The organism is Parvibaculum sp. (assembly GCF_002684405.1).
Taxonomy (GTDB): Bacteria; Pseudomonadota; Alphaproteobacteria; order Parvibaculales; family Parvibaculaceae; genus Parvibaculum.
Genome location: NZ_NYVD01000152.1, coordinates 1 through 12,716, shown reverse-complemented (window position 1 = coordinate 12,716; position 12,716 = coordinate 1). Strand labels below are relative to the sequence as shown.

Sequence of the window (12,716 nt, the reverse complement as noted above, 5' to 3'; positions counted from 1 at the left end):
GCGTTTCACCGGTTGTGTCTGGCGCGGACGGGCCCTGCCGGATCAGCTTGCTGAGGTAGTAGAGGAAAGCACCGAAGAGACCGCCGTAGACGATGAGGAAAATCGTCAGTGTCGTTGCGATCGCGCTGGCCGCCACGCTGGGCGAGGTGCTGTCGACGGTGCGCAGCAGGCCATAGACGGTATAAGGCTGTCGGCCTACCTCCGTCACAAACCATCCCGCCAGCGTTGCCACGAAACCCGCCGGTGTGAGGGCCACGGCCAGCCATTTGAGCGGGCGTGTATCGTAGAGCCGGCCGCGCCAGCGCGCCCACAGGCCCCAGAGGCCGAGTGCGACGAACAGGAAGCCGAGCCCGACCATCAGGCGGAACGACCAGAAGACGATACCCACGGGCGGGCGGTCCGCCGCAGGGACATCCTTGAGGCCCGGCACGACGCCGTCCGTGCTGTGCTTCAGAATGAGGCTGGCACCGCTCGGTATGCCGACTTCCAGATGGTTGGTCTCCTTGTCCTGATCAGGAATGGCGAAGAGGACCAACGGCACATTGGATTTCGTCGTCCAGTTGCCTTCCATCGCCGCGACCTTGATTGGCTGGTGTTCCAGCGTGTTGAGCCCGTGCTGATCGCCGAGCAGAACCTGCAGCGGGGCGAGGATGAGTACACCCCACATGGCGATGGAAAAGGCGCGCCGCGCTGTGCCGGTTGTGTCGCCGCGCAGAATGTAGAAGGCGGAAATGCCGGAAATGACGAGCGACGTCGTGAGGTAGGATGCCGTCACCATGTGGAGGAAGCGATAGACGAAGGACGGATTGAAAATCACGGCAACCCAGTCATCCACCACGAAATGCCCGTCCACGATGGAAGCGCCTGCCGGCGTTTGCATCCAGCTGTTGGCGGAAAGAATCCAGAAGGCCGAGAGCGCCGTGCCGAACGCGACGAGCGAAGTGGCGAGGAAGTGAAGTCTTTCGCCGACCTTGTCCCAGCCAAAAAGCATGATGCCGAGAAAGCCCGCTTCCAGGAAGAAGGCCGTCAGCACCTCGAAGCCAAGAAGCGGCCCGAGCACAGGGCCTGTGATGCGTGAGAATTCCGACCAGTTGGTACCGAACTGATAGGAAAGAACAAGGCCTGACACCACGCCCATGCCGAAGGCCAGCGCGAAGACCTTGACCCAGAATTTGTAGAGCCGCAGGAAGGTGTCGTCCCTGGTGCGAAGCCATCGCCACTCAAGGAGTGTGAGATAGCCGGCAAGACCAATGGTGAAAGTCGGGAAGAGAATGTGAAACGACACGGTAAATGCAAATTGCAGCCTGCCGAGTATTTCTGGATCGATGGGGGGCATGGATCACCTCATGGCACGAGCACGCGAGACCTGCGAACCATACACCCATCGCTACATTAGAAAAGTTTGGTTTTCGAAATGTGGCACATTCTGACGCAGCGCATTTTGACGCGGCGCAACAAATTAGAAACGCGCCAATGTCAGAAACGCGGTCTTGTCAGAATCGCGTCCCGTCGGAATGCACCTTAATCGGAAAAAATGTCAGATCAGCCTGTCGGGCGGGAAGGTGAGCACGATGCGCATCAGCCGCTGCTCCCCGTCGAGGCCGCGCCCGCCATCGACATGCAGGCTGCCTTCATGCATTTCCATCACTTTGCGGGTAAGCGAGAGCGCAAGACTTTCGGGGCGCGGTGTGCTGCTGTCTTCCGCGCTGACGAACGGGTCTTCTGCGCTGTCCATCTCGCTGAAACGAGCCTGACCCGACCAGTCGTGCTTTTCTTCAAGAACGACTTCGAGCCCTTTGTCGGTTTCCTCGATGCGCATGTTCAGCGTCGCACCGCGATGGGCGCAATGGATCGCCTCGGAAATCAGCCTGAAGAAGCCCTGGCGAAGGCGTTTCTGGTCGCCACGCAGACCGGGAAGGCGCGCCGCCGTTTCCAGTTCCAGCGCGACGCCCTCGGCGCGGGCGTTGTTTCGCTGGCTCGTCATGGCGATCTCGACCAGCTGTGCGACGCTGCAGATCTCGTTCGTGAGGTCGATACGGTCGGTTTCCGCCTCTGCGATGCCCAGCAGATCCTCGATCATGTCGAGCAGCATCGTGCCGGAGGAATGGATGTCCTGCGCGTATTCGCGGTAGCGCCCTTCACCGAGCGGGCCGAGCTGCTCGTTCTTCATCAGCTCCGAAAACCCGATGATATGGGTGAGCGGCGTGCGCAGGTCGTGATTGACGTTGGAGAAGAAACTTTGATTGCGTCGCCGCACGTCTTCCGTTTCCGCTTCGGCCGATTTCAGAGTGTGCTGAAGCGCACGGCGCACGGTCGTATCGGTAAGCGCGGCCACGCGGGCGGGGACACCGCCCCATTGCGTGTCGACGACGCGCATTTCTGCAAAGCGCAGGTCGCCATCCGGCCGGTTCACTTTGACATCGTGTTCGCCGGGTTCCGACGGCAGATCGAACGGCTTGCCCTGCAACTCGCCTGCCTTGCAGCCGAGAATTTCCTCCGCCGCATCGTTCATGAATTGAACCAGCCCGTCTGAATCGAGGATCACGATGGCTTCTGCGGATTCCTGAACCAGGGTGAGGCCCGGCGCATCGGTGACCGGCGCGGCACGCGGCTCGTCGTCCCGGTTGCGGCGAATGACTGCCCGGCGGACGGCCATGGCGGCGATGCGGGGCGCGTTGTCGGTAACGCCGATGCAATCGTCGGCGCCCGCTTCCATTGCTTCGGTCTGGAGCGCGGGGTCGTCGAAGCCGAGCGCGATGACGGGAGCGTCCGGCCCGATCGACACCAAGCGACGGAGAAAGGCGATTTCCGCCGGAGCGCCCGACCCGATATCGATGATGATCGCGTCGATGCCCGGTGCCATCAGCGGTTCGAGCCCTTGCTCGATCCCTGAGAAGCTGAACTGGCACGGTCCTGCGCTTTCATCCGCGGCCAGGTCTGCGAGGCCGCGTTTCAAGGCCGCAGAGCGCGTAATCGTATGCACGTTCAACTGCTGAAGCCCGTCTGTAGGCAGGTGGCGATTGCCGTGAATGTTTTGTGTCCACTGCGCAGCTTCGCTGTGGAACGAGATGGCTTGCTGTCCCATCGACCCTTGTCCCTTGCCGATCCGGTACGCCCGCCCATAGCCGCCAACCCGGCTATCCAGCCCATTCACACAAGAGGATGGTAAACGCGACTGGCGATTTGCGCGCCGTTCTTTCTCGACAATCGATTCGACAGGTAAATGGGGTGTTAATATCCCCAGCATGTTGTGGATAGCTTGTAGGGCAACCACAAGAGGGGCAAGCGGAGGCGACCTGAAAAGCAGAGTCAAACCAAGGGCATGACTCAGGCCCTCCCGTGTGAGCAGACCCTGAAAAGCTGAGAAAAACTTTTCGCAGAAAGGCGCGGGATTCGGCAGATTGCCGGTAAGGGGCAGCCAGGTTTGCGCATCCTGTCCGCCATATTGATTCGTGGCTGAACGCGCACGCGCCTCGGCAACTTGTTATGCCCACCCCGATAGGCTAGGAATGCGCCCGATTTCAGCATTCCGGCTCATTCAGTCTCCGGTCATGGCCAAGAAACAAAAGACGTTCCGCCCCAAGGCGCGTGTGCCGAAGGGGTTTCGCGACCTTTCCGGTCCGCTGCTGCGGTCGGAAGCGCGCATGCTTGCGCGCATTCGCGAGGTCTATGAGCGCTATGGCTTCGACCCGCTTGAGACCTCGGCCATCGAATATGCCGACGCGCTGGGCAAGTTTCTGCCCGATGAGGATCGGCCGAACGAGGGCGTTTTCGCCTTTCAGGACGATGACGAGCAGTGGATGGCGCTGCGTTACGACCTGACAGCACCGCTCGCCCGCTATGTGGCCGAGAATTATGACGGCCTGCCCAAGCCCTTCCGCCGCTACCAGACAGGCCCCGTCTGGCGCAACGAGAAGCCGGGCCCGGGCCGTTTCCGCCAGTTCACCCAGTTTGACGCCGATACGGTCGGTGCGCCGACGGTCGCCGCGGATGCCGAGATGGTGATGCTGGCCTGCGATTGTTTCGAGGCTGTGGGCATTCCTCGCGGCTCTTATCGGCTGCGTGCGAGCAATCGCAAGGTGCTGGACGGGCTGATGGAAGAGATCGGCATTGCCGGTGAACCCGGTGGCGTCGTTCACATGACGGTGCTTCGTGCCATCGACAAATATGACCGTCTGGGCCGCCAGGGTGTGGAGCTTCTGCTGGGGACGGGCCGCAAGGACGAATCCGGTGACTTCACCAAGGGCGCGGGGTTGGGCCCCGAGCAGATTGCCCGGGTGATGGATTACGTCGAGTCCGGTGTCGGGGCGGAGGAAAGCGACCGCAAGGCCACGCTGGAAGGCTGGCGCAAGGTGGTCGGCAATTCCGAAATCGGCTTTGAAGGCGTGGAAGAGCTCGCCGAGATGGATGCGCTCTTCACCGCTGCGGGATATGGCTCCGACCGAATCGAGTTCAACAGCTGGATCGTGCGCGGCCTCGGCTACTACACCGGGCCGGTGTTCGAATCCGACCTTCTCTTCGAAGTGAAGGACGAGAAGGGCAATCCGGTGCGCTTCGGCTCGGTGGGATCCGGCGGCCGTTATGACGGGCTGGTAGAACGCTTCAAGGGCGTGAAAGTGCCCGCGACAGGCTTTTCCATCGGCGTCAGCCGCCTGCTTGCCGCGCTGGAGCTTCTCGGCAAGCTGGAAGATGAGGGGCAGTCCGCCCCGGTCGTTGTGCTGACCTTGGACGCAGACCGCATGGCGGATTCTCAGACCATGACGCGGGAACTGCGCGAGGCGGGTATCCGCGCCGAGATGTATCTCGGCGGCTCCGGTATGCGTGCCCAGATGAAATATGCCGACAGGCGCGGTGCTCCGATTGCCGTGATTGAGGGCGAGGATGAGCGAGCCCGGGGCGAGGTAACGCTCAAGGACCTCATCCTTGGTGCAGAGATGTCCAAGGAAATCGAGGACAATGCGGAGTGGCGCGAGGGCCAGCCGGCGCAGGTGTCCATCTCCCGCGAGAGCCTCGTCGAAGAAGTGACGAAGATGCTCGCCCGTCATGGCATTCATCCGCATGGCCGCTAGGCCATATTCCTTCCCTTTCCCGAAAATTATCGAATTCATGCTAGATAAGGCGCGCGCCGGATAACGCGGCATCGCGCGATAAAGAGGCACATCATGCCGAAAGCAGTTCAGACCCCTGAAGAGGTCGCAATCCGCACCCTGCGGGAGAAGCTGACGGGGGAGTTGCGGTCTGTCTTCGAGAACGCCGGATGCGAGCGTGTGGAGCCCTCCGTGCTGCAGCCCGCTGACGTCTTCCTTGACCGCTCGGGCGAGGATATTCGCCGACGGCTCTATATGTTTACCGATCCGGGCGGAACGGAACTCTGCCTGAGGCCGGACCTGACCATCCCCACCTGCCGCCTTTTTCTGGAGCGCGCGGGCGATGGCGGCGAGGCGCGGCTCTCCTATTCGGGGCCGGTCTATCGTTTCCAGCCGCAGGGATCGCCCAAACCCAATGAAGTATTGCAGGCCGGCGCCGAATTGCTGGGCGCGACCGACCGTGAAGCAGCGGATGCGGAAGCCTTCGCGCTGGCGGTCGATGGCTGCAACGCGGCGGGCCTTGAGAGTTTCGAGATCGAAATGGGCGACCTCTCGCTCTTCGATGCGCTGGTCGATGCGCTCGACATCGCGCCGGGCTGGCGCTCGCGCTTGAAGCGGCAGTTCTGGCGGCCTGACTATTTCAAGGAACTCGTTCAGCGTCTCGCGAGCGGCAATGCCGATGCGGGCGGCGAGCAGGAGGGCCTTCTGGCCGCGCTCAACGCACTGGATGAGAAGAGCGCCAAAAGCGTGATCGAGGATGTGCTGAAGCTGGCTAGCATTTCCCCGGTCGGCGGACGCAGCACGGGCGAGATCGCCGAACGCCTGCTGGAGCAGGCAGCTGATGCCAGCGCGGCGCCGCTCTCACCGGAAATCGTGAAGCTGATCGACGATTTCCTCGGCCTCACGCTTACCCCGAAAGACGCTGCGCCGCGTATTCGCGAGTTGACGGCGAAGGCGGGGATTTCCATCGAGCCGCGGCTCGAGGCGCTGGAAAAGCGTTTCGCCGCTATCGAGGCCAAGGGCTTCGACCTGTCGAAAGCCCGTTTCCAGGCGGGCTTCGGGCGGCGGCTCGAATATTACACGGGCTTCGTCTTCGAGCTTCAGGTGCCGGAACTTGGGCCTGAAAAGGTGATCGCGGGCGGTGGGCGCTATGACGGGCTTTTGAAGAGCCTCGGCGTCGAACAGCCCGTGCCGGCTGTCGGTTGTGCCTTCACGGTGGAGCGTCTGGCCCGTGCCCTCAAGCTGAAGGGAGAAACGAAATGAGCAATGAACTCATCATCGGTATCCCCTCAAAGGGCCGGCTTCAGGAAAACGCCAATGCCTTCTTCGCCGATGCCGGCATGAAGGTTAAGCAGTCGGGCGGCGGACGGGAATATGTCGGACGTCTGAAAGGCGTCGACAATGTCCACATCGCTTTCCTGTCGGCGTCTGAAATCGCGCTGCGTCTGGAAGAAGGCTCCATTCACCTCGGTGTGACGGGAGAGGACCTCATCCGTGAACGGATTGCCGAGCCGGAAAACAAGGTGGAACTCGTCCTACCGCTGGGCTTTGGCTTTGCCGATGTGGTGGTGGCCGTGCCGCAAAGCTGGATCGATGTTTCGACCATGGCCGATTTCGACGATGTGGCGCTCGCCTTTCATCGCCGTCACGGGCGGCGGATCCGCATCGCGACCAAATATCTGAACCTGACACGCGCCTTCTTTGCCGAACACGGGCTGATGGATTACCGCATCGTGGAGAGCGCGGGCGCGACGGAAGGCGCACCGGCGGCGGGCACCGCGGAAGCGATCGTCGACATTACGACGACCGGCACGACGCTGGCGGCTAACAATCTCAAGGTGCTGGATGACGGCGTAATGCTGCGCAGCCAGGCCAACCTTGTGGCAAGCCTCAATGCGGACTGGTCGGACAAAGCGCTTGCCGCCACCGGCGAAATCCTCGACCGGGTGGATGCGAAAGCACGCGCTGCCGCGACGGTAGAAGTACGTTTCGCAGGCGGTGAGGGTGACGATGCCTTTCTGAGCGAATTGGGCGAGCGTTTCGGCGCGGTTGTGCCCTTCGGCGCGGGCGCAGGTTCGCCTATCCGTATCGTGCATGTCGCCGACGCAAAGCTCTATGCGCTGACGTCGTTCCTGCATGAGAAAGGCAAGGACCGCGTCACAGCAAGCCGCGCAGGCTATATCTTCGATGCGGCCAACCCGTTGCGATCCCGCCTGAGCGAAAGGTTGGGCCGGAAGGTCTGAGGGACCGTTCATGCTGTCATCCCCCGTTATGCTCGCTGTCGTGGTTGTCTTGACCGCCACGCTTTCCGGCATTTTCGGCATGGCGGGCGGGATGATCCTGATGGGATACCTCACCGCTGCTTTCACGGTGGGCGCGGCGATGATGCTGCACGGGGTGACTCAAGCCGTTTCCAACGGCTATCGCGCCGTCATCAACCGGCGGGATATTCGCTGGTGGCTGGTGCTGGAAATCGTCGCGGGGAGCGCGGTGGCGCTCGGCCTCTTCATGGCGGTGCGTTTCGTACCGGACAAGGCGACCGTGTTCCTGATCCTCGGTCTTATTCCGTTTGTCGGGTTTTCGATCCCGAAGTCCTGGAACCTCGACATCACGCGGCCCTTCATCGCGCCGCTTTGCGGTTTCATCGTCACGGCGTTGACGCTGGTCGCTGGCGTGGCCGGACCGATCCTCGACGTGTTCTTCGTCAGAAGCCCGCTGACGCGCCACGAGATCGTCGCCACCAAGGCGGTGACGCAGACGCTGCAGCATCTGACGAAGCTGCTCTATTTCGGCGTGCTGGCCTCGCATCTCCTGCCGCCCGCCGACCTGCCCTGGTGGATCTATGCGATGGTCGCCCCGCTTGCCATGCTGGGTACGACGCTGGGCAAGATGCTGCTCGACCGCATGGACGACACGCAGTTCAAGCGCTGGAGCCGCTGGCTCCTTTATGCGATTGGCAGCATATTGATTGCACGAGGCCTGATGTTAACGGCCGGCATCTAACCCTTTGCGCGCCACGAACTTCTTGCGCCCCGCCTCGCCGAATTTTTCGAGTAGGGGCAGAAGAGGGCGAAGCATCCACGGGAAGGCTGCGACGAAGCGTGCCGTAAGGCTGGCGCTATAGGGCACATAGATTTCGAGCTTTCCGGTATGTATGCCCCGGAGTATCGCCTGCGCGACATCCTCCGGCGTCATGACCTTGTCCACGAAATTGAGAACGGAACCGCCATGCATCGCCTCGTGATGCAGCATGGGCGTGTCGACGGCGGCCGGATAGATGCCCGAAACCTTCACGCCTTTGGAATACATTTCCTGGTGAAAGCCGCACAGAAAACCGCGCAAGCCGAACTTCGAGGCGGAATAGGGCGCACTATCCTTGAGGGCCAGCACACCGCCCAGAGAAACCGTGGCGACCATGGCGCCGTTGCCGCGAGCCGTCATCAGCGGCGCGACGGCGCGCATGATCCGGATGGGCGCGCGCAGATTGATTTCGAGATGGGCGTCGATCACGTCCATATCCAGCGCATCCACCGGTCCCGGCAATCCGATGCCGGCATTGTTCACCAGCGCATAAAGGTCGGGATGGTTGTCGCGGATCGATCCGCAGAGCCGCTCTACATCCTCGCGGTCGGAAAGGTCGCAGGTCATTATCTCCGGTGGCGTGAGGAGGGCCTGCGATGCGCTGCGGATGGATGCTTCGTCCCGGTCGACCAGGATGAGCTGCATGCCGTGGCCGTCGAGAAGGCGCGCAACGGCCTGACCGATGCCGCCCGCGGCCCCGGTAATGAGCGCCTTGCGCCCCGTCAGGTCCCCCGCCATCACGCCGCCTCTTTGACGGCGGCGTCGCGGCGAAGCGCATCGAAACAGCCATCCTCCAGATCGCTCCAGCCGAATTTGCGGCGCACCTTTTTCATGTGCTTGCGATAGGCCGCAATCTCCACATAGGTCGCATGCCGCGCGGAGCCAACGAAATGAATGCCGCCGGTAAGGTCCGGCTTGTCGGTCGCCACGAAACGGTTGAAGGACTTCGCTTTCTTGTCGCCCTCCGCGCGGACCATGATGCCGTGCGCGATGAGATCGGCCATCTGGTCGAAGAGCTTGTAGGCGCCGCCATTGGTTTCCATCATGCCGAGCGAATAGAGGCTCGGATGCTCGCGGCTGAAGAGGTTCATGTAGAAGTCCGGCCGTCCCGACTTCCAGGTGAAGAGGGAGGGATCGACATATGGCACTTTCCACTCATACCCGGTGGCACAGATGATGAGGTCGATCTCTTCCGAGGTGCCGTCCTTGAAGTGGACGGTCTTGCCTTCGAAACGCTCCACGTCCTGCTTTGCCCTGATGTCGCCATGCGCGAGATAGTGGAGAAGCTGGTCGTTGACGATGGGGTGGGATTCGAACACGCGATGATCGGGTGCCTGCAGGCCCAGCCGCGTCAGATCGCCGTTCAACACTTTGAGCATGAGGCCGAACACGCGCTGTTCCAGCCACATGGGAAGGGCGGGGCCGGAGGCGGCGATTACATCGGCGGGAACGCCGAAGAGGCGCTTCGGCACGAAGTGATACCCGCGTCGCAGGCTGATGAAGGCCTTGTCTGCGCTATGCGCGGCGTCGCAGGCAATGTCGCAACCGGAGTTGCCCGCGCCGATGATCATCACGCGCTTGCCCTTGAACTCGTCCGGGTTGCGATAGGTGACCGCATGGCGCATTTCGCCGGTAAACTCGCCCGGGTATTCGGGCATGACCGGGTGCCAGTTTGTCCCGTTCGCGCAGACAAGCGAGGCATAGTCGCGCGTTTCGCCATTCGACAACGCAATACGCCAGCTGCCATCGCCCTGCATCTCGGCCTTTTCGACCGAGGTATTGAAGGTGATGTGATCGCGAAGCCCGTAAGCGTCTGCGAAGCTGCGCATATAGTTCAGGATGTCGCGGTTCGAGGGATAGTCCGGATAATCCTCCGGCATGTCGAAGTCGTGATAATGCGACTGCGTTTTCGACGAGATGAAATGCGCCGAGTCATAGACCGGCGACCCCGGATTGCTCTGATCCCACAGCCCGCCCACATCGCTGTGGCGCTCGAAGCAATCGAACGGAATCCCGTAGCGCAAAAAGGTTCGCACGAGGCTCAGTCCCGCCGGGCCGCCCCCGACAATGCAGACTTTCCCGATATTCGTCGCAGCCATGTTCATGTCCCCTGAATATGAATATCCCTCACATTTGTAAAATGTGATAATTCCTCATATTTAGGAATGCAAGTCGATTCTGAAGGACGGCAGGGAAATGAACGGGAATTCGGGCGTTCGCCGCCAGCCGACACAGGCAAGGGCAAGGGCCCGCGTGGAGAAAATTCTGACGGCGGCGACCGAGCTCATCGAGCAGACGGGGTCGGACCAGCTGCGCATGAGCGAGATCGCGGCGCGGGCCGGCGTGCCCATCGGCTCGCTCTATCAGTACTTTCCCGACAAGGCGTCGATCATTCGCACGCTGGCCGAGCGCATCATGCTGCGTGTGCGGGAAGGGCTGCGGGAAAGTCTTGTCGGCGTCGAAAGCGCGGAAGATGCGCTCGACCGCCTCGACGGGCTCCTGGACGGTTACTACGCCATGTTCCTTCTGGAGCCGGTGACGCGCGATATCTGGTCGGGCACGCAGTCGGACAAAGACATTCAGGACATGGATATCGAAGACAGCCGCGAGAATGCCCGCGTCGTGGCGGAGGCGCTAAAACCCTTCGTGCCGAAGAAGGAGCATAATCGTCTCGATACGGTTTGCTTCCTGCTGATGCAGCTCACCGGCGCGGCGGTGCGTCTTGCCATTGCAGTGGACCGCAAGGAAGGCGACCGCCTCGTCGCCGAATACGGACGCATGCTGCGGCTGGAATACGAAGCCTTCCTGCCCGACAAAGCCTAGAATTCCTCGATTGGAAAGCGTCCCGTCAGGTCGCGCAGGCGGGCGGCGAGCGCGGCTTCCGCCGCCTTGTCGCCATTGGCAGATAGCGCACCGGCAAGGATATCGGCAATCTCGTCCATCTCCGCCCCGCCCATGCCGCGCGTAGTCGCGGCGGGCGTGCCCAGACGCAGGCCCGAAGGCCGCATGGGCGGGTTCGGGTCGTCGGGGATGACCTGCTTGTTGGCGGTGAGGCCCACACGGTCGAGCGTCCCTTGTGCCTGCGCACCGTCCATGCCGAAACTCTTCACCGTATCGATAACCATGAGATGGTTGGCCGTGCCGCCGGTCACGAGTTTCACCTGCCGGGCGTTGAGCCCCGCCGCCAGCGCCTGGGCATTGGCAAGGACTTGTTCGGCGTAGGTCCGGAAAGCCGGGGTCGCGGCAAGCCGGAAGGTGAGGGCGGCAGCGGCCACCTGGTTCATATGCGGCCCGCCCTGAAGCCCGGGAAAGACCGAGGCGTCGATCTTCTTCGCAAATTCCTTGCGGCAAAGGATGAGCCCGCCGCGCGGGCCCCTGAGCGACTTATGCGTGGTCGTCGTCATCACGTCGAACCCCGCATCCATCGGATTGCGCATGACATTTGCCGCGATGAGCCCGCCGATATGGCTGACATCGGCCATGGTGAGCGCGCCGACCTCATCGGCCACCTGCTTGAAATCCGCATAATCGTAACCGCGCGGATAGGAGGAATAGCCGCAGACCACCATTTTCGGCTGCGTCTTTCGAGCGACCTCCCTGAGCGCATCGAAATCGATGGCGCCGGTCGCCGGGTCCGTCCGGTAACGGACGAAATTGAAAAGCCGCCCCATGTGAGACACAGGCGCGCCATGAGTGAGATGGCCGCCATGGCTGAGATCCATCGCGAGGATCGTGTCGCCCGGCTCCAGCAGGCCGAGATAGACAGCCTGGTTCATGGGCGAACCGGAGAGCGGTTGCACATTGGCATGCTCGGCGTGGAAGAGGGCGCAGGCGCGGTCGCGTGCCAGAGTCTCGATCCGGTCGGTATGCTGCTGCCCGCCGTAATATCGCCGTCCGGGATAGCCCTCGGCATATTTGTTGGTGAAGGCCGAGCCGAGCAGCGTCAGCACTTCGGGGAAGGCGTAGTTCTCGGAGGGGATAAGTTCGAGTTCTCGGCGCTGGCGGGTTTCCTCGCCGGTGAGCGCCTCGAATATGTCCGGATCGCTTTCGGCAAGCCGGGATCGTTCTTCGGAAAGGGTCATTTCCGTTCTCCATCAGCCAATAAAAATGCCCGGCCAGCTCATTCAAGGGCTGCCCAGGCGATCGGCTGATAGATCGGGCTCCGCGCTCCATGATGGTTGCCCATCTCGATATCGCCAGTCACGCGGAGATATGTGACCGAGTGGCGGCAGTAGAGCGCGGGGGAGGGTATGAGTCAACGAGGGATGCAGCTGTACCGAAAGCTCCGCAGGGCGCGTGCCCTCGGAGGTTTGACCGGCTGTCCTTCGCAAGAAGGGGCGCGGGGCAGAACTCGAACCGCACATGTTCCTACATGTGACATGTGGCATGTGTAGGGGCGGCGCTTGCTCCACCCCGCGCACGGCATTTTCTCGTGCTTCTACGAAGGCGCTTTTTCAGCCCGCATGCGTCCGGCGAAGCCGGGGTTTGTCACGCCCCGGGTTGCGGATGCCGCCCGGCCTCCCGCGCTGCCTGACAACCCAACAGCGC

The 12,716-nt window shown here is 62.0% G+C and carries 10 protein-coding genes and 1 riboswitch; of the genes, 5 read left to right on the top strand and 5 right to left on the bottom strand.

The window, feature by feature from the left end:
• Nucleotides 1-1,336, bottom strand: a 1,336-nt coding sequence (locus tag CMI59_RS14245; protein ID WP_293328904.1) for a cytochrome ubiquinol oxidase subunit I, incomplete at its 3' end; no start/stop codon positions are given.
• 201 nt (nucleotides 1,337-1,537) lie between these two features.
• Complete coding sequence (locus CMI59_RS14240) at nucleotides 1,538-3,085, bottom strand: histidine kinase dimerization/phospho-acceptor domain-containing protein (protein WP_293328903.1); 1,548 nt, start codon at nucleotides 3,083-3,085, stop codon at nucleotides 1,538-1,540.
• 466 nt (nucleotides 3,086-3,551) lie between these two features.
• Between CMI59_RS14240 and hisS the strand changes: the two genes are divergently transcribed.
• The 4 genes from hisS (at nucleotide 3,552) to CMI59_RS14220 (ending at nucleotide 8,090) form a co-directional block, all read left to right on the top strand.
• Nucleotides 3,552-5,069, top strand: a complete 1,518-nt coding sequence (gene hisS / locus CMI59_RS14235; RefSeq protein WP_293328902.1) for a histidine--tRNA ligase — start codon at nucleotides 3,552-3,554, stop codon at nucleotides 5,067-5,069.
• A 93-nt stretch (nucleotides 5,070-5,162) separates the two neighbouring features.
• Nucleotides 5,163-6,350, top strand: a complete 1,188-nt coding sequence (locus CMI59_RS14230; protein ID WP_293328901.1) for an ATP phosphoribosyltransferase regulatory subunit — start codon at nucleotides 5,163-5,165, stop codon at nucleotides 6,348-6,350.
• On the top strand, nucleotides 6,347-7,330 hold the full coding sequence (gene hisG, locus CMI59_RS14225) for an ATP phosphoribosyltransferase (RefSeq protein WP_293328900.1): 984 nt from the start codon (nucleotides 6,347-6,349) through the stop codon (nucleotides 7,328-7,330). Before CMI59_RS14230 ends, hisG begins: the two co-directional genes overlap by 4 nt.
• Nucleotides 7,331-7,340: 10 nt before the next feature.
• The gene (locus tag CMI59_RS14220) at nucleotides 7,341-8,090 is read left to right on the top strand and encodes a sulfite exporter TauE/SafE family protein (protein WP_293328899.1); all 750 of its coding nucleotides are present in this window, start codon (nucleotides 7,341-7,343) and stop codon (nucleotides 8,088-8,090) included.
• Here the strand turns inward: CMI59_RS14220 and CMI59_RS14215 are convergent.
• Nucleotides 8,073-8,906: an SDR family NAD(P)-dependent oxidoreductase gene (locus CMI59_RS14215; protein ID WP_293328898.1), complete on the bottom strand. Its 834-nt coding sequence runs from the start codon at nucleotides 8,904-8,906 to the stop codon at nucleotides 8,073-8,075. The genes CMI59_RS14220 and CMI59_RS14215 overlap by 18 nt on opposite strands.
• Nucleotides 8,906-10,267: an NAD(P)-binding domain-containing protein gene (locus CMI59_RS14210; protein ID WP_293328897.1), complete on the bottom strand. Its 1,362-nt coding sequence runs from the start codon at nucleotides 10,265-10,267 to the stop codon at nucleotides 8,906-8,908. Before CMI59_RS14210 ends, CMI59_RS14215 begins: the two co-directional genes overlap by 1 nt.
• 97 nt (nucleotides 10,268-10,364) lie before the next feature.
• Here CMI59_RS14210 and CMI59_RS14205 point away from each other — a divergent pair, with 97 nt between their 5' ends.
• Nucleotides 10,365-10,991: a TetR family transcriptional regulator gene (locus CMI59_RS14205; protein ID WP_293328896.1), complete on the top strand. Its 627-nt coding sequence runs from the start codon at nucleotides 10,365-10,367 to the stop codon at nucleotides 10,989-10,991.
• Here CMI59_RS14205 and glyA read toward each other — a convergent pair.
• Nucleotides 10,988-12,250 (bottom strand): serine hydroxymethyltransferase, encoded by a 1,263-nt coding sequence (gene glyA, locus CMI59_RS14200; protein ID WP_293328895.1) that lies wholly within the window; start codon nucleotides 12,248-12,250, stop codon nucleotides 10,988-10,990. The two genes, CMI59_RS14205 and glyA, sit on opposite strands and share 4 nt — an antisense overlap.
• A 44-nt stretch (nucleotides 12,251-12,294) precedes the next feature.
• Nucleotides 12,295-12,382, bottom strand: a riboswitch (ZMP/ZTP riboswitch).
• Nucleotides 12,383-12,716: the final 334 nt, after the last annotated feature.